This window comes from Sphingomonas bacterium (genome assembly GCF_903644055.1).
GTDB lineage: Bacteria > Pseudomonadota > Alphaproteobacteria > Sphingomonadales > Sphingomonadaceae > Sphingomonas_I.
In genome coordinates this window covers 1-16,948 of sequence record NZ_CAHJXD010000119.1, presented here as the reverse complement: position 1 = coordinate 16,948, position 16,948 = coordinate 1, and the positions used below count along the sequence as shown (strand labels likewise).

18 protein-coding genes are annotated in these 16,948 nt (G+C 66.0%); 10 read left to right on the top strand and 8 right to left on the bottom strand.

From position 1 onward, the window contains the following. Positions 1-64 precede the first annotated feature (64 nt). Entirely contained in the window at positions 65-1,837 is a 1,773-nt protein-coding gene (locus HUU94_RS05085) for an N-acyl-D-amino-acid deacylase family protein (RefSeq protein WP_174274019.1), read from the bottom strand. A 235-nt stretch (positions 1,838-2,072) separates the two neighbouring features. Here HUU94_RS05085 and HUU94_RS05080 point away from each other — a divergent pair, with 235 nt between their 5' ends. Continuing rightward, positions 2,073-2,513 (top strand): nuclear transport factor 2 family protein, encoded by a 441-nt coding sequence (locus tag HUU94_RS05080; RefSeq protein WP_174274018.1) that lies wholly within the window; start codon positions 2,073-2,075, stop codon positions 2,511-2,513. A gap of 136 nt (positions 2,514-2,649) precedes the next feature. On the opposite strand, the gene HUU94_RS05075 is transcribed toward HUU94_RS05080, so the two are convergent. Next, positions 2,650-4,698: a flavin-containing monooxygenase gene (locus HUU94_RS05075; RefSeq protein ID WP_174274017.1), complete on the bottom strand. Its 2,049-nt coding sequence runs from the start codon at positions 4,696-4,698 to the stop codon at positions 2,650-2,652. A 233-nt stretch (positions 4,699-4,931) separates the two neighbouring features. On the opposite strand from HUU94_RS05075, the gene HUU94_RS05070 reads away from it, so the two are divergent. Then, positions 4,932-6,104, top strand: a complete 1,173-nt coding sequence (locus HUU94_RS05070; protein WP_174274016.1) for a cytochrome P450 — start codon at positions 4,932-4,934, stop codon at positions 6,102-6,104. Between the two features lie 129 nt (positions 6,105-6,233). Here the strand turns inward: HUU94_RS05070 and rpoN are convergent, their stop codons facing one another. Then, positions 6,234-7,715, bottom strand: a complete 1,482-nt coding sequence (gene rpoN, locus HUU94_RS05065) for an RNA polymerase factor sigma-54 (protein WP_174274015.1) — start codon at positions 7,713-7,715, stop codon at positions 6,234-6,236. A gap of 76 nt (positions 7,716-7,791) precedes the next feature. Further along, a complete protein-coding gene (gene lptB / locus HUU94_RS05060; protein ID WP_174274014.1) occupies positions 7,792-8,562 on the bottom strand; it encodes an LPS export ABC transporter ATP-binding protein in 771 nt (256 codons plus the stop codon). A 260-nt stretch (positions 8,563-8,822) separates the two neighbouring features. Between lptB and HUU94_RS05055 the strand changes: the two genes are divergently transcribed. From HUU94_RS05055 to tatC, 4 genes are all read left to right on the top strand, one after another. Continuing rightward, positions 8,823-9,242 (top strand): winged helix DNA-binding protein, encoded by a 420-nt coding sequence (locus HUU94_RS05055; protein ID WP_174274013.1) that lies wholly within the window; start codon positions 8,823-8,825, stop codon positions 9,240-9,242. A 386-nt stretch (positions 9,243-9,628) separates the two neighbouring features. Further along, on the top strand, positions 9,629-10,939 hold the full coding sequence (locus HUU94_RS05050) for a hemolysin family protein (protein ID WP_174274012.1): 1,311 nt from the start codon (positions 9,629-9,631) through the stop codon (positions 10,937-10,939). A 165-nt stretch (positions 10,940-11,104) separates the two neighbouring features. Further along, the gene (gene tatB / locus HUU94_RS05045; protein WP_174274011.1) at positions 11,105-11,515 is read left to right on the top strand and encodes a Sec-independent protein translocase protein TatB; all 411 of its coding nucleotides are present in this window, start codon (positions 11,105-11,107) and stop codon (positions 11,513-11,515) included. Next, positions 11,512-12,288 carry a twin-arginine translocase subunit TatC gene (tatC, locus tag HUU94_RS05040; RefSeq protein ID WP_174274010.1) on the top strand — a complete coding sequence of 259 codons (777 nt, stop codon included), beginning with the start codon at positions 11,512-11,514 and terminating at the stop codon, positions 12,286-12,288. The genes tatB and tatC overlap by 4 nt, the downstream gene beginning before the upstream one ends. Positions 12,289-12,327: 39 nt before the next feature. On the opposite strand, the gene HUU94_RS12995 is transcribed toward tatC, so the two are convergent. From HUU94_RS12995 to HUU94_RS05025, 3 genes are all read right to left on the bottom strand, one after another. Beyond that, positions 12,328-12,567 carry an entericidin A/B family lipoprotein gene (locus tag HUU94_RS12995; RefSeq protein ID WP_438827105.1) on the bottom strand — a complete coding sequence of 80 codons (240 nt, stop codon included), beginning with the start codon at positions 12,565-12,567 and terminating at the stop codon, positions 12,328-12,330. 176 nt (positions 12,568-12,743) lie between these two features. After that, positions 12,744-14,246 (bottom strand): sensor histidine kinase, encoded by a 1,503-nt coding sequence (locus HUU94_RS05030; RefSeq protein WP_174274009.1) that lies wholly within the window; start codon positions 14,244-14,246, stop codon positions 12,744-12,746. Positions 14,247-14,344: 98 nt separating this feature from the next. Continuing rightward, positions 14,345-14,455, bottom strand: coding sequence for a NepR family anti-sigma factor (locus HUU94_RS05025; RefSeq protein ID WP_174274008.1), 111 nt, complete (start codon positions 14,453-14,455; stop codon positions 14,345-14,347). Between the two features lie 332 nt (positions 14,456-14,787). Between HUU94_RS05025 and HUU94_RS05020 the strand changes: the two genes are divergently transcribed. The 3 genes from HUU94_RS05020 (at position 14,788) to HUU94_RS05010 (ending at position 16,508) form a co-directional block, all read left to right on the top strand. After that, positions 14,788-15,579 (top strand): response regulator, encoded by a 792-nt coding sequence (locus HUU94_RS05020; RefSeq protein WP_174274007.1) that lies wholly within the window; start codon positions 14,788-14,790, stop codon positions 15,577-15,579. A 60-nt stretch (positions 15,580-15,639) separates the two neighbouring features. Then, positions 15,640-15,783: a hypothetical protein gene (locus tag HUU94_RS05015; RefSeq protein WP_174274006.1), complete on the top strand. Its 144-nt coding sequence runs from the start codon at positions 15,640-15,642 to the stop codon at positions 15,781-15,783. 92 nt (positions 15,784-15,875) lie between these two features. Further along, positions 15,876-16,508 carry a sigma-70 family RNA polymerase sigma factor gene (locus tag HUU94_RS05010; protein WP_174274005.1) on the top strand — a complete coding sequence of 211 codons (633 nt, stop codon included), beginning with the start codon at positions 15,876-15,878 and terminating at the stop codon, positions 16,506-16,508. A gap of 9 nt (positions 16,509-16,517) precedes the next feature. On the opposite strand, the gene HUU94_RS05005 is transcribed toward HUU94_RS05010, so the two are convergent. Continuing rightward, positions 16,518-16,754: a hypothetical protein gene (locus tag HUU94_RS05005; protein WP_174274003.1), complete on the bottom strand. Its 237-nt coding sequence runs from the start codon at positions 16,752-16,754 to the stop codon at positions 16,518-16,520. A 3-nt stretch (positions 16,755-16,757) separates the two neighbouring features. Between HUU94_RS05005 and HUU94_RS05000 the strand changes: the two genes are divergently transcribed. After that, on the top strand, positions 16,758-16,948 hold a 191-nt coding region (locus HUU94_RS05000; protein WP_174274004.1), incomplete at its 3' end, for a hypothetical protein.

Here is a 16,948-nt window from a genome sequence, read left to right as displayed (position 1 = left end):
GAACCGGCGCGCGATCTCGGCGCCGATCCCGTTTCCCGCCCCGGTGACGAGCGCGCGGCGCCCGTCAAGCCGCTTCGGCATGGCCGGCGCGCACGAGCCGGCCTGGCCGGGCCCCGGTATCCAGATCGTTGCGCCGGGTGACGACACCGTTGACCATCGTCGCTCGATAGCCGGTCGCCCGCTGGACCAGCCGCCCGCTGCCCAGCGGCAGATCGAACACCATCTCCGGCATTTCGCTGTCGAGCTTCTCGAAATCGATGACGTTGATGTCGGCGCGCTTGCCCACTGCGATCACGCCGCGATCGTGAAGCCCGTAGACCTCGGCGGACTTGCCCGTCAGCTTGGCGACCATCGCCTCGACGGGGAGCGTGGGGCCACGGCTGCGGTCGCGCGCCCAGAAGCTGAGGTGGAAGGTGGTCATCGCGGCATCGCAGACCATCAGCAGGTGCGCGCCGCCGTCGCCCAACCCGCTGATCGTGTCGGGATGCGCGAGCATGTCGTGGACCGAATCGAGGTTGCCGCCGGTGTAGTTCATCGCGAAATCGGCGACCATCCTGCTGCCGTCGCCGTCCGCCAACGTGTCGTAGAGCACTTCGTCCATCGTCCGGCCGGTCGCCGTGGCGATCCGGTCGAGCCGCAGCGACTCGTCGGGCTCATAATTGACCGGCGGCTGCATGACGTAGAAGCGGTCGAGCACCTGCGCGAACCGCTCGGCGAGGCCGAGGATGCGGCGCGTCGGCGCCTCGTCCGGGCCGACATTGGCTTCGGATAGGATCGCCGCGCGGCGCTCGGGCACGCGCATCGCCGCCGCCCGCTCGGCGCGCGGCAGGTGCGCGATCGCCATGTAGGACGGGCGTGCCTGGAAGATATGATAGCCATCGAGCGACAGCAGCAAGCCGACGCCGCGCGCCGCGACCTGGGGATGGATATCGAGACCGCGCCGCTGCGCCGCCTCGGACGCCGCGATCATCTCGCGCCACTCCTCCGGCGCGTGGTTGTGCGAGTGGAGAAGATAGGTGACGGGGCGGCCGCACGCCTCGGCGATCCGCTCGAAGCGGTCATGTTCGCTCAGCCGCTCCTCGGTCGGGATCTGCGTGCCCACCGTATCGCCCGAGCAGCCGAGCGGCACGATCTGGAACACGCCCTTGCCCGTCTCGCCCATCGCCTCGGCGATCGCGATCAGCTCGCGGTCCTCCGCGAAGGTGCCGGGCACGAACTCGCCCTTGCTGCTCTTATGCTCGAGAATCCGCGATCCGGAGACGCCGACCGCGCCCGCCGCCATCGCCTCGCGCACGACGCGCTGCATCTCGGCCAGATCGTCGTCGTTGGCGGGCTCGTGGGCGAGCCCGCGGTCCCCCATCACGAACACCCGGAGCGGCGCGTGCGGCAGGTGGGCGGCGACGTCCATCGTATAGCGCCGCCGATCGAGCCGATCGAGATAATCGGGAAAGCTGGTCCAGGACCAGTCGAGGCCTTCATCGAGCACGATGCCCGGAATATCCTCCACGCCCTCCATCATCTCGACCAGCCGCGTGCGATCCTTCTGCTGGACCGGCGCGAAGCCGACGCCGCAATTGCCGGCGATCGCGGTGGTCACGCCGTTCGAGAAGCTCGGCTCCAGCGTGTCGTCCCAGATGAACTGGCCGTCGTAATGCGTATGGATATCGATGAAGCCGGGGGTGACGAGCGCGCCCTCCGCCTCGATGACCTCGCGAGCGGCTCCATCGATGGTGCCGATCGCGGCGATCTTGCCCGCGGAAATGGCGACGTCGGCGCGATGCGGGGCAGCGCCGGTCCCGTCGACAACCGTACCGCCACGAATGATGATGTCGTACATGCCAATCCAGACCTAGAAATAATACTTTATATTTGTCGTCACTCTACGGGTGAAGCCGGCGGAAGTCTTGATCGGGCGCGACAGCGGCGGGATGGCATCGCGCAGATTGCCGCCGCAATTGTGCGATCACGCCAAAAATCGCCGTCGGGCTTGGCGGGCGGCCGCCTTGCGATATGGGATCCGCGCCTTGCCGCTTGTTCATCGGCATGCCGCGCAAGGGCAGGAGTTTCCGCCTATGACCGCCGATCGCCATGCTTTGCTCGATCAGTTCGTCGCCGCGTGGCATGCGCGTGATCTCGATGCGGTCGCCGCGATGTTCGCGCCGGATTTTTGCTATGAGGCCGCATCGTTCCGCATGGCCTCGGCCGAAGCCATGGTGGCGATGGCGCGGGCGATCTGGATCGGGACGCCCGACGAGCATGTCGAGCTGATCACCGTGACGGTCGAGGGGGATCGGCTGGCGGCGGAGGTGCGGACGACCGCGACGCATCGCGGCGACCTTACGATCGGCGACGTGACCTTGCCCGCGACCGGCCGCCGGCTCGATATCATGAGCGTCTGGGTGATGACCTTCGCGGGCGATCGGATCGCGCGCTGGAACGAATATGGCAGCATCAAGCAATGGGCCGAGCAGATGGGCGCGACCGTGACGATCGTCCCGGCGGAAAGGGGCTGACAGTGGCAGCATCCCGCACCGTTGAGCTCTCGTCACCCCGGCCTTGAACCGGGGTCCCGCTGCCTGCCGATGCTCAAGAAGAAGCGGGACCCCGGCTCAAGGCCGGGGTGACGTCTCAGTTTGGTAAGAACAGCCGCTAGGCGCGCACCTCAGATCGCGGGGCCGTTTCCTTTGCATCACGGTCCGGCGCGTCGCTAGGCGAAGCTGCACCCTGCGACCTTGAGGAAAGCCGCGCATTATGCTCGCCCGGCGCCAGAAAATCGGCGGGATCGGAATCGCGCGTCCAGCGCCAATATTGCGCGCAGGACCATGGCGAGTTGGTGGTGACGCGGCCCTTGGCGTTCTTGAACCAATTGTTGGTATGGTCGAGCGTCCAGACGAAATCCTTGAGCTCGCCCTGAACCTTGTCGTTGTAGCGCTGATAGACGTCCTCGCGCACCTCGATCTCGTCGAGATCGTCTGCGATCATCCGGCCGATATTGGCGATGATGTAGCGGGCCTGGCATTCCGAATTGAAGATCAAGGTGCCGTTGAAGCCGAGGTTCGTGTTGGGCCCGTACATCATGTAGAAATTGGGAAAGTGCGGGACGACGATGCCGTAGAGCCCGCCCGGCTCGTCATCCCAATATTCGTTGAGCGCCACCCCGCCGCGCCCGTGGATCTCCATCGGGAAGAGGAATTTCTGCGTGTGGAAGCCCGTCGCGAAGACGATCGCGTCGGCCTCGTGCAACACCCCCTCGGCATCGACGATCCCGTTCGGCACGACCCTTTCGATCCCGCAGGTGACGAGATCGACATCGTCCCTCTGAAGCGCGCGCAGGAAGCTGCCGTCGATCACGTTGGGCCGCTTCATGTAGGGGGGATAGTCGGGCACGACCTTGTCGATCAGCTCGGGCGTGTCGGCGAGGAATTTCTCCAGCCCCTCGGTCAGCCGCACGCGGCTCATCTCGTTGGCGGCGCTGGTCGATAGCTTGCCCGGCGGCGCGCCCTGCCAGTCCGGATCGATCTTGAACCGGCTGGGCGTCAGATCGAACGGCCAGTTGAAATAGAGCGTGCGCTGCCAGCCCGCATAATAAGGCAGGTGATCCAGCGCCCATTGCTCGCTGGCGCGGACGTCGCGGGTATATTCGGGATGTACCGCCATCCAGTTCGAGCTGCGCATGAAGATCGTGGTGTGGGCCGCGGTCGCGGCGATCTGCGGGATCGCCTGCGTGCCCGTGGCGGCCGCGCCGACGACGATGACGCGCTTGCCGGCCAGCGCGACGTCGCTGCGCCACTGCGAGGTATGGAAATAGGGTCCGGCGAAGCTTTCGAGGCCGGACAGATCGGGAATCTTGCCGCGATTGAGCTGCCCCACCGCGCTGACCAGCGACCGGGCCTGCTCGATCCGGCTGCGGCCATCGGGCCCTCGCATCGTCACCGCCCAGCGGTGCGCCGTCTCGTCATAATCGGCGCGCACCACCTCGGTATCGAAGACGATCGCATCGCGCAGTCCGAACCGATCGACGAAAATGTTGAAATAGCGCTCGAGCTCGGGCTGCGGCGAATAGAGCGTCGGCCAGCGGTAATCCTGCATGAACGAAAAGGAATAGCTGTGGCTCGCGACGTCGACGCGGCAGCCGGGATAGCGATTCTCGTGCCAGGTGCCGCCGATCCCCTTGTTCTTCTCGATCACCTTCACCGGAATGCCCGCCTGGCGAAGGCGAAACGCCATCAGCAGGCCGGACATTCCGCCGCCGATGACGAGCACGGGATTGGCGTGCTTGCGGGCATCGTCGACCGGCTTCGGCCACCGATATTCGCGTGTATCGCCGTCATAGCCCATCTCGTCCTTGATGACCGGGGTATAGGCTTCGCCCAGCCTGGTGCCGACGAGGAAATCGATCATCTCGCCGATCTCCGCATCGGTCGGCCGGTAAGGTTCCGGCTGGCCCGCATCGCGCCATGCCTTGATCGCCGCGAGCGCGCGCGTGCGAAGCTCCGCCGCCTGTTCGGGTGGCACGCCGCCGCTGCCGTCGCCATTATAGGCCGGCGGCTTGGTGGCGACGCCGCGGATGATCGCGAGGCTGCCGGTCATGTGAACCGCCGAGCAGAGCAATTGGACCAGCCCGACATCCTCGACGATGTGGGCGAGGAATGCGTCATCTTCGATGATCGGCTTGTCGGCCTGATTGGCGGTGCTCATCATTGATCCTCTGCGGCGGTCCCTCAACATGCCCCGGTGGTGGCGAGCGTCTTGACGAACCGCGACAAAGACTTGCGTCGGCGCGCGCTCCCCAATTGTCCTGACGCTTTTGTTACGGTCGGGCGTGATTTCGTAAGCCGAGCCCTGCCGACATCGCCCTATAATCCTGCCGAATGCCATTTCCCGATGCCGCGCGGCGTGTATCTTGGGAGCAAATGAGCTCGGAGAGTTGCATGTCGGATATATTCTATGATCCTTATTCTCCCTTGCTCCATCGCGATCCCTATCCGGTCTATCGCCGGCTCCGGGACGAGGCGCCGGTGTTTCGCAACGAAGAGCATGATTTCTATGCGATCACCCGCCACGCCGATGTCTGGGCGGCGTTCCAGGACTGGGGCCGGCTGTCCTCGGCGGAGGGGATCACTCTTGAGGGATTGCCGCCGGACATTCATCCCGAACTCATCACGATGGATCCGCCGCGGCACGGCGAACTGCGCGATATCGTCAAGCGCGCCTTCCGCACCAATCACATGGCGCGGCTGTTCGAGCGCGTCCGCGAGATCGCGGGCGAGCTGGTCGATGCGCTGGATCCGGCGGCGTGCGATCTCGCGCGCGATCTCAGCATCCCGATGCCGGCGATCGCGATCGCCGAGCTGCTCGGCGTGCCTCGCGCCGATGTGCCGAAGTTCCGCCTCTGGTCCGAACATCTCGTGCAGCGCGATCTGAACAACCCGCCGACGATCGATCGCGCACGGCGCGCAAGCCAGGAGCTTCACGAATTCCTCGTCTGGCACATCGCGGCGCAACGCGCCGATCCGAAGGACGATATGCTGGGCCTGCTCGTCCGCGCGCGCGACGAAGGCCAGGCGATGAACGATGAGGAACTGGTCGGCTTCGCCCGCCTGCTGCTGGTCGCCGGCAACGAGACGACGGGGCAATTGGTCGGCAACATGATCGTCGCGCTCGCGCATAATCCCGGTCAGCGCGCCGAGGTGGCGGCCGATCCGGCGCTGGCGGCACGCGCGGTCGAGGAAACCCTGCGCTACGATTCGGCGGTCCAGGCGCTCGCGCGGACGACGTTGGTCGATTATCCGGTGCAGGACGTGATCGTCCCGGCGGGATCGCGGCTGCTGATCGTGATCGGCTCGGCCAATCGCGACGAGCGGATGTTCACCGATCCGGATCGGTTCGACATCCATCGCGATCCGGCGACGCTGTCGCGCCACATCGGCTTCGGAAGGGGCATCCATTTCTGCCTCGGCGCGATGCTCGCGCGCGCCGAGGGCGAGGCGTCGTTGCAGGCGCTGCTCGCGCGGTTCCCGAACTATCGGCTCGCGTGCGACGAGGTGCCGATGGTCGCCTCCGGGCAGGTGCGCGGGCCGACCGCGCTGCCCTTGGCGGCTTAGAGTCTGTTGAACTCTCGTCACCCCGGCCTTGAGCCGGGGTCCCGCTGCCTGCCGACGTTGAAGAAGAAGCTGGACCCCGGCTCAAGGCCGGGGTGACGTTTCAGCTTGAACCGGCAGCCTCTACATATTCTAACGCAACGCCCGCGCGCGCCTTCGCTGTACCGAAGAGCCGAGCCCGATCGCCTCGCGATATTTGGCGACCGTGCGCCGCGCGAGATCGAAGCCCCTGGCGTTGAGCAGTTCGACCAATTTGTCGTCGGAAAGAATCTCGTCGCCCTCGGCGGCGATCAGCCTGGCGATCTCGCTCTTGACCGCCTCGGCCGAGATCGCCTCGCCGCCGTCGGCCGAGGCGATGCCGCTCGTGAAGAAATATTTGAGCTCGTAAAGCCCGCGTGCGCACGACAGATATTTGTTCGACGTGACGCGGCTGACGGTCGATTCGTGCATCTCGATCGCGTCGGCGACGGTACGCAGCGTCAGCGGTCGGAGCTGGCTGACGCCGTGGAGGAAGAAGCCTTCCTGCTGTTTCACGATTTCGGTCGCGACCTTGATGATCGTGCGCGCGCGCTGGTCGAGCGCCTTAACCAGCCAGTTGGCGCTGGTCACGCAATCGCTCAGCCATGCCTTGGCGGCCTTGTCGGCGGGCGCGCCCGCGAGCTCGGCGTGATAGCGCCGGTCGATCAGCACGCGGGGGAGGGTCGCCGCATTGAGCTCGATCGACCAGCCGCCGCGCGTCCGCTGGATGAAGATGTCGGGCGAGACTGGCGCCGCCGGCTCGCCGCCGTAGCGCAGGCCGGGCTTGGGATCGTAGCCGCGCAGCTCGCGGATCATGTCGGCCAGATCCTCGTCGTCGACATCGCAGATCCGCCGCAGCGGGCCGAGCTGGCCCTTGGCGAGCATGTCGAGGTTGGCGATCAGCGCCGCCATGCAGGGGTCGTAGCGATCGACCTCCCTGGCCTGCAGCGCGAGACATTCGGCGAGATCGCGCGCGCCGACGCCGACGGGATCGAAGCTCTGGATCACCCCCAGCACCTGCTCGACCTGTGCCACGGGCACGCCGAGGCGGCGGGCGATATCGTCGAGCGGTTCGGTGAAATAGCCCGCTTCGTCAATAAGGTCGATGATGTGTCCGGCGACGATCAGGGGGATGCCGTCGAGCCGCTCCCCCGCCTGCCGGAGAAGATGGTCGCGCAACGATGGCGCATCGCCGGCGATCGCATCGAAGTCGAAGCCGTCTTCGGGCGCGGCACCTGCCAACCCGTCCATGCCGCCGCCGCCATCCGATGGGCTGTCGTGGTGGAAGGTCTCGCTATCATAATCCACGTCGAGCGGGGCATCGGCGGTGGCGTCGCCGCTTGCGATCAGCTCGTCGGCGGTCCGGGGTTCGGCGAAGGCGTCGTCGCTCGGCGCAGCGTCGGGCGCGGGCTCGGCGGGCGCATCGCCGTCTTCGGCGCCGCCGCTCGCGAGCAGGGGGTTCTTCTCCATTTCCTCGGCGATGAACGCCTCGATTTCGAGGTTGGAGAGCGCGAGCAGCTTGATCGCCTGCTGGAGCTGCGGCGTCATCACCAGCGATTGCGACTGGCGCAGATCGAGGCGTGGCGCGAGGCTCATGAAAGAGGCGCCGGGACGAATGGAAAAAGAAGGGCGCCCGGCGCGTACGAAAGTCCGGCGCGGGCAACTGGCATCGCTACAGCGCGAAGCTCTCGCCGAGATAAAGCCGCCGCACCTCCTGGTTGGCGACGAGGTCGGCGGGGCTACCCTGGAAGAGCACGCGGCCATCGTAGATGATGCAGGCGCGATCGACGATATCGAGCGTCTCGCGGACGTTGTGATCGGTGATCAGCACCCCGATGTCGCGGCGCTTGAGATCCCTCACCAACTCGCGGATATCGCTGATCGAGATCGGATCGATCCCCGCGAACGGTTCGTCGAGCAGCATGATCGAAGGATCGGCGGCTAGCGCTCGCGCGATCTCGCAGCGTCGCCGCTCGCCGCCGGAAAGCGCCATCGCGGCGGCATCGCGCAGCCGTTCGAGATGGAATTCGGCGAGCAGCGATTCCAGCCGTTCGGCGCGCGCCTGCTTGTTGGGTTCCGAAATCTCCAGAACCGCGCTGATATTCTGCGCGACCGTCAACCCCCGGAAGATCGAGGTTTCCTGCGGCAGATAGCCGAGCCCCAGGATCGCGCGGCGGTACATCGGCAGCCCGGTGACGTCGTTGCCGTCGAGCAGGATGCGCCCGGCATCCGGCTTCACCAGCCCCATCACCGAATAGAAGCAGGTCGTCTTGCCCGCGCCGTTGGGGCCGAGCAGCCCCACCACCTCGCCGCGCGCGACATCGAGGCTCACGTCGTGCAGCACCTGGCGGCGATCGTAGCTCTTGGCGATCGAGACGATCGCCAGCCCGCGTATGTCGTGCGCCGGTGCCGTGGGGACGGCGGCAGGGCTCAGATCGTTCATCGGGCGGCGTTACCGCGAAGGCAGGCCGGGGGCAATTCGAGCGATCGGATGCGCGACACGTTTGCGTAAGCCCCGCACGTGCCGGCCGGACGTTCGAGATCCAACCGAATTGGTGCAGTCGCGGCCTGGTTCGAACCGAAAGGGATGAGTCGTAGCGTCGCGATCGGGCGGGAATCGGGCACGACATTTCCGTGAACGGCGGTTTTGCAGATTTGTCCGATTCGGTCGAAGATAAGCTCACGACGTTGAAAGAGATTGCGTTGCAGTCGCCGGAGCTTCGCACCCGGGTCGACGAGGCGCTGGGGCGCTGCCTGAAAGCGGTGCTTTCGGACAATCCGGGCGTATCGACCGTCACGCAGTTCGTCCGCGCCGAACTCAAGGCACGCGCCTGCCGGGGTCAGATATTCGATACGGATCTCTTTCGCGATCCCGCCTGGGATATGCTGCTCGATCTTTATGACGCGCACAGCGCCGGGCGGGTCATCTCCGTCTCCAGCCTGTGCATCGCCGCCAATGTGCCGGCGACGACGGGGCTTCGCTACGTCGCGGCGATGGAGCGCGAGGGGCTGGTCAGCCGCCGCCGCGATAAGAGCGACCATCGCCGCGTGCTGATCGAGGCCAGCCCCAGTGCGCTGGCGGGCGTCGAGCGCGTCGCGCTGCGCTTCGCCCAGGCAACCTAGAGTCCGTCCTGTTGAAGTTAAACTCACGTCACCCCGGCCTTGAGCCGGGGTCCCGCTGCCTGCCAACGTTGAATAAGAAGCGGGACCCCGGCTCAGGGCCGGGGTGACGGTTCGGCTTGAACAGGACAGAACCTAGCGTCGATTCGAGCATAACCCCGTTCCTCCCCCGCAAGGGGAGGTGGCATCGCGCAGCGATGACGGAGGGGTGTCGCCCTCTGGATAGCGTGTCACCCCTCCGTCTGGCTTCGCCAGCACCTCCCTGCCAGGGGAGGATCTTCTCCGCTTGCCCTGTAGGTCGCATCCGACCCTACCTTTCGCGGCCACCGGTCGGCGGCACACTTGCCCAGTCGCGCGGTTACGGCGATATGTTGCCGCACAGCGCTGTAATGACACCCTCTGCTCCCCCGCTCGAACCCTTTCCCTGGCTCGATCTCGCGATCATCGTCGCGCTGATATTGGTCAATGCCGTCTTCGCGATGTCGGAACTGGCGATCGTCTCGGCGCGCAAGCCGCGGCTGGAGGCGATGGCGCGGCGGGGGCGGAAGGGCGCGCGGATCGCGCTTCAGCTCGCCGGCGATCCGGGCAAGTTCCTCTCCACCGTGCAGACCGGCATCACCCTGATCGGCATCCTCGCCGGCGCCTTCTCGGGCGAGAAGCTCGGCGGGCCGGTGGGGCTGCGGCTGCAATCGCTCGGCCTCGGGGCGGAGACCGCGGCGCATTGGGGGTTCGCACTGGTCATCGTCGCCACCACCTATCTCAGCCTGGTGATCGGCGAACTCGTGCCCAAGCAGATCGCGCTGCGCGGTCCGGAGCCGATCGCGGCGTTCATGGCGCGGCCGATGCTGTGGCTATCGCGGATCGCGGCGCCTTTCGTCTGGCTGCTCGATCGATCGAGCGCGTCGATCTTCCGGCTGCTCGGCCTCGATCGCAACCGCGAGGATCGCGTCACCGCCGAGGAACTCCATCTGGTCGTCGCCGAGGCCTCCAGCGCGGGCGTGATCGAGGAGAACGAGCGCGCGATCATCTCGGGCGTGGTGCGGCTCGCCGATCGGCCGGTGCGCGAGGTGATGACCCCGCGCCCGCAGGTCGAATGGATCGATGCCACCGCCGATCCCGCCGCGCTTCGCAAGCGGCTGCTGACGATGCCGCACAGCCGCATGCCGGTCGGCAATGGTTCGGTCGATGCGCTGATCGGGGTGATCGAGGCGCGCGATCTGCTCGCCGCGACGCTCGCGGGTCCGCTGCCGCCGATCCTCGAGCTGGTCCATCCCGTCCAGGTCGTGCCCGATCAGATGGATGCGATGAACGCGCTCCAGGTGCTGCGCGAATCGGAGGTGCCCGTCGCCTTCGTCCACGACGAATACGGCCATTTCGACGGGCTGGTGACGCCGGTCGATCTGCTCGCGGCGATCGCCGGCACCTTCGCCTCGGATGCGGGCGACGACAGCGCGCCGCTGATCCAGCGCGACGATGGGAGCTGGCTCGTCGCGGGTTCGGCCTCGGCCGATATGCTTGCCGAACAGCTCGGCATCGAATTGCCCGAGGATCGCGATTTCGCGACCGCCGCCGGCTTCGCGCTGTCGGTGCTCAAGCATCTTCCCAAGGAAGGCGAACATTTCCGCGAGGGCGCGTGGCGCTTCGAAATTGTCGATATGGACGGTCGCAAGATCGATAAACTGCTCGCCAGCCGGATCTGATGTATACCCTCGGAAATCCGTCATCCCCGCGAAAGCTGGGATCTTATGAGGCGGCCGTGGCGTCCGGATGGCAGGAGATGCCAGCTTTCGCTGGCATGACGGTTGGTGTGGCGGCGCCGCACTCGGGCGATGCAATGACGCAGAAACCATTCTAAGGCGCCTGCCATGTTCGGTATCGAGCCCTCGGAATATCTGCTGGTCGCGATCGTCGCTTTGGTGGTGATCGGTCCCAAGGATCTGCCGCGCGTGATGCGGATCGTCGGCCAGTGGGTCGGCCGCGCCAAGGGCATGGCGCGCCATTTCCGCGCGGGCTTCGACGAGATGGTTCGCCAATCGGAGATGGAGGAGATGGAGAAGCGCTGGGCGGCGGAAAATGCGCGGATCATGGCCGAGCATCCCACGGCGGCTCCGCCCGAGGAGGCCGACGACGCGCATCAAGCGATGCTCGCCGCCTCCACCGAGGCCATGCCCGTCGAGCCGGCCGCTGCCCACCCGGAAGCCTCCGAGCCTGAGGCTGCCGAGGATGAAGCCGCCCCCCAACTGCCTCTGCCAACGCCCGCGAGACGCGCGCCATGAGTGAAAATGAGCTTGAGGGAAGCCGTGCCCCGCTGCTGGATCACCTGATCGAGCTGCGCAGGCGCCTGCTTTGGTCGATACTGGCGCTGGCGGTGGCGTTCGGCATCTGCCTCTATTTCGCGCGGCCGATCTTCGGCTTCCTCGTCCAGCCGCTGGTCCGCGCCGGCCAGAACCGCCTGATCTATACGCAGATGTTCGAGGCCTTTTTCGTCGAGATGAAGGTCGCCTTCTTCGCGGCGCTGATGCTGAGCTTCCCGATCATCGCCAACCAATTGTGGCAGTTCGTCGCCCCCGGCCTCTACAAGAAAGAGCGCAACGCGCTGCTGCCGTTCCTGCTGGCGACGCCTGTCCTGTTCCTGACGGGCGCGGCGCTGGCTTATTATGTGGCGATCCCGATGGCGCTGCACTTCCTGCTCGGGTTTCAGGGCAATCTCGGCGGCATCCGGCAGGAGGCCATGCCGTCGATCGCCAGCTATCTCGCGCTGGTCATGCAATTCCTGTTCGGCTTCGGGATTGCCTTCCTCGTACCGGTGCTGCTGATGATCCTGGAGAAAGCGGGGCTGGTGACGCGTAAGCAATTGGTCGGCTTCCGCCGCTATGCTATCGTCGCCAATACGGCGGTCGCCGCCTTGTTGGCGCCGCCCGATCTTGGATCGATGATCCTGCTCGCCGTGCCGCTGATCCTGCTCTACGAACTCGCGCTGATCGGGATCTGGTTCACCGAACGCCGGCGCAAGAAGGACGAGCCGGAGGCGCAGCTTCCGGCGGTATGAGGGTGCCGCTTGCGGGCGGCACCCCTCCGATCGCTCAGATTATTGCGCGGCGTTGGTGACGGCCTTACCGGCCGACGAGACATCCTTGCCGGCGCCCGCGACCGTGTTGCAGGCCGAAACCATCAGAGCGGCTGCGACCAGCGCAAGCCCGAGACCTTTGCGTACCATATCTGCTTCCTCGAAAAGGGGCGAGCGCCACGGACGGCGCACCATCATGCCAATGCGCGGCCGGGAGGCATGTTCCCTATCGGATGCGAATGCGCTCTGCTCGATCTTCATCGAGCCATCGGGTGGAGCGGCGGGCTAAAAAGATTTTGGGCCCGGAGGCGTTACCGGGGGGAGGTATAACGCGTCCGGGCCCATTTCTGTGGACAGCGAGAGCGGGGGGGCAAAAGGTCGCTATCCGAAGGGAAAAACGGCCTATCGTGCCACGGGTTCCAACCGTCCCAAAAAATTTAGGGCGCCTCGGCGATCGCCTCTTCCTCGGGGATGATAGGGATCGCGATCGCGTAACAGCCGTTGACCGCATCGAATTCCATCGCCGCGCGAAGCTGGCGCGACAGGCCGGTCACGATGCGCTGGAAGTCTTCGTGCCCGGCGCTTCCGGTCACGGCCGGATCGACCAGCGCTTTCGAGGCAACCGATAGCACCGCTTTGTCGGACGCCAGCGCCGTCGCGGTGACGCGCGCCGAAGCCGTGGGCGCGTGATCGATCAGCAGTTCGATGATCTCGGTCACCAAAAAGGCGACGGGCACCGCCGTATCCTGGCTGATGTGGACGGGGATGATATCCAGCGTGATGGAAAGCCCGTCGGCAGACGCGGGCGCGGTCGCGCGAAGGTTGGCGGTGAGCTCGGAAAGGATCGATCGCAACGCGACGCCGCGATTCTGCTCCAGCTCGGCATAATGGTTGCGATGGACCACGGCGAGCGCATCGACGCGGCGCTGGATCGTCGCATAGGCGCCGGCGACCTCGCCCTTGGCGCCGCGCGCATGGAGATTGATCAGGCTGGCGACGACCTGGAGGTTGTTCTTCACGCGATGATGGACCTCGCGCGTCAGCAATACCTGGCTGCGCAGACCTTCCTCCAGCTCGGCCTCGCGATGCGCGATCTGCTCGGTCGCCGCGCCGAACGCCTCGCCGAGCGTCTGGATTTCCAGCGCCGGGGTTTGCAGACGCGGCATCGTGAACGGCCCTTCGGCATTGCTCGCCGCCGCGACCGCGCGCTGGAGCTGGGCGAGCGGGCGCAGCAGCAATTCCTTGATCACGATCCAGCCGATCGCCGCCGCCGCCGCCCACATCAGCAGCGGGAGAAGGATCAGCAGCAGCTCGACCGCGCTGATCGTACTGATGATCTGGACGAGCGTCAGGCTCGCCTGCCCGCCGGCGATCGCCGCGTCGACCGTGATGCGCTGATCGAGCGGCAGGCGCTTCTTGGTCCTGGCGAGGACCAGCTTCGCCTCGCCTTGCTGCAAGGCGATGCCCTGGTCCTGGTCGGCGAACCCGGCCGCGCGGCGCAGCTCGGGGGCCGAAATCTCGCCGACGCCATAACCGCCGTCGCCGGCGGCGACGCTGAAGCGCACCCCGCCGCCCGGATCGTTGAGGATCAGCAGATCGAGCCCGATATTGCCGCGCGGCGCGGGCAGGCCTCTCGCCGCGAAGCCCGGGGTCGCGCAGCGCAACAGGCCGTTCGGGGCGAAGACCGCGAGCCGTGCCTCCATCCGCGCCAGCCGTTGCGCCTCGGCGATCAGATCGGCGCAGCGATCGGCCCTTTCGGCCGCGGCCCCGGCGGTAAAACGCGCGACGTTGGCGACGCGGATCAGCAGCAGATCGATCTGGCGCGCCTCCGCGGTCGCGACGAGCTGAGCGTCGGCCTCATGCTGCAATCTTTTGATGTGCGCGGATTGGATCGAGGCGAACAGCGCGATCAGGCCCAGCGGCATCAGAGCCGCGGTCATGATGAACAGCATCTTCGTGCCGCTTGAAAACCGCGCCATCATCGTCGCTGAACGCTTAGAGGGGCGAAAGCGCCATGCCTATCGCGGAGCAGCGGCGTTCACGAAAGTTTACCGAGCAGATCGAGAAATTCCTGCGGCACCTGCTCGCGCACGGTCTCTTCATAGGCGGTGCGCAGCGATCCCGCGATGTGGGATTGCGCAACCGGCAAAGGGGAATTCTTCCGGGGAGCCGCGCCGGAACCCGGCTTCACCTCGCGCCCTTTCTTCTCAACGACCAAGCCCGGAAACCCCCATCAAAGTCTTTGCACGGCAAGCGGCGATCGATCGATCGATACATGGGCGCGGCACGGCGGTTTTTTGCGGTTATGCAGTGACGCGTGGCGTGAAACAAAAAGGCGGGCCGATTGTTCCAGCCGCGGAGCGATAATTTGGGGGCTTGTTCCGGCCGGATATTGGTATCCTTTGCGTTGCCGCAGGGGTATTCCTCCGCTTGCCATTCTGTGCCGCTTTACCCGGAAACGATCAGGAGTATCGATCAATCATGACGCTCGGCCAAGACCTCGCTCCCCACCTGCCTTTCCTGCGCCGCTATGCGCGCGCGCTGACCGGTACGCAGCAGCATGGCGATGCTTATGTTCGTGCGACGCTGGAGGCGATCGTGGCCGCGCAGCAGGATTTTCCCCGCGACGTCGATGTGCGGCTCGGCCTCTATCGCACCTTCCAGCGCATCTGGAGCTCGACCAACGCGGGCGATCGCAGCGATGCCGATGTCGGCGATACCGGCGCGATCGCCGATGCGCGGCTCGCGCAGATCACGCCGCGCTCGCGCCAGGCGCTGCTGCTCACCCAGATGGAGGGCTTCACGCCCGAGGATGCGGGCTATCTGATCGATGCCGGGGCCGCCGAGGTCGATGCCCTGGTGCGCGAAGCGATCGAGGAGATCGAACGCCAGACCCGGGCCGAAGTGCTGATCATCGAGGATGAGCCGATCATCGCGATGGACCTCGAGACGATCGTCCGCGATCTCGGCCACAACGTCACCGGCGTCGCGGTGACGCGCGACGAGGCGGTCAGCCAGGCCCTGGCGCATCGGCCCGGCCTGGTGCTCGCCGATATCCAGCTCGCCGACGACAGTTCGGGGATCGATGCGGTCAAGGATATCCTCGCCGAATTCGCGGTGCCGGTGATCTTCATCACCGCCTTTCCCGAACGGCTGCTGACGGGCGAGCGGCCCGAGCCGACCTTCCTGATCACCAAGCCCTTCCAGCGGTCCACGGTGAAGGCGGCGATCAGCCAGGCGCTGTTCTTCAACATCGCCACCATCCCCGCCTGATCGGCGGGAACCCGATCGGGCAGGGTCCGTTGTGCCCCTGCAACGATCGTGGAGCGGCCCGTGGCGGATAAGGAAGAGGATGTGCATCTTACCCGGACGGAGGCGCGGGGCGGCTCCTCCAACCATGTCACGCGTTACGTTCTGCCCATCTCGCTCGCGCTGGTCGTGATCCTGTTCATCGTCATTCTCATGGTCTGGCGATAAGAGTTTGACGGGCATGGGTTGCGGTAGGGCCTTGCCGGGTCCATTTCGTGCCGGGGCCTTCGGGCCGCGCTGGCCGGGGAAGTCTTCGATTTATGAGCGAAATTGACGAGCAGGAGCCGGACGTACCGGTCGAGCATGTCGCGCTCTCGGACGAGGATTTTCGCGTCGAACTGGGGCGCGTCATCCCGCATCTGCGCGCGTTCGGACGCTCGCTTTCCGGAAATCGCGATCTGGCCGACGATCTCGTCCAGGAAACTCTGCTCAAGGCCTGGGCGGCGCGCAAGCGCTTCCAGGCCGGCACCAACATGCGCGCCTGGACCTTCATCATCCTGCGCAACCTTTTTCTCAGCCAGATGCGTCGCGCCCGCTTCAAGGGCGAATGGGATGATCTTACCGCCAACAAGATCCTCGCGGCACCTGCCAGCCAGGATCGCCATGTCGATCTCGGCGATCTCCAGCGCGCCTTGCTCCATCTCCCCCAGCCGCAGCGCGAGGCGCTGATCCTCGTCGGGGCGGGGGGCTTCGCCTATGAGGAAGCCGCCGAAATCTGCGGCTGCGCGGTGGGCACGATCAAGAGCCGCGTCGCGCGCGGGCGCGTCGCGCTGGAACAGTTGATGAGCGGGGGGGACCTGCCCTCGCGCCGTTCGCAGGAGAAGAACCCCGGCGAGCAGACCGCGCTTCAGGCGATCATGGGGCAGGTCGACGAACTCAGCCGCGGGCATTGACGCCCGGCGCTATTTGATCCGGGCAAGCAGGCGCGCGAACTGATCTTCCATCGGCAGCGCTTCGTAGCTCGATCGCAAGGCGGCGGCGATACCGGCGTGCGCGCTCGGCAACGGCACCGTCACCGCTTTCTTGTCACCGTCCCTGCCGGGCGCGGACGCAAATTGCGCGTATAAACTCATGATAAGGATAACGACGCAAGGCGCCCGAAGTTGCTGATTTTTCGAAGCTGAATGCACATGACCCACTCCGTGGCACTTTTGCACCCCCATGATCTCGATCAAGCGGTCGCGCGCGCCGAGCGCAACGCGCCGTTCCTGCGTCGCCTGATCGCGCGCCGGCCTGAGGTGGTGGAGGCCTTGCGGGTGGGGGGATTGGCGGCGGCGATCGCGGCGGGGCGGTCGGCGGATGGCGACGATCTCGCGCTGGTGCTGCGGCGCGA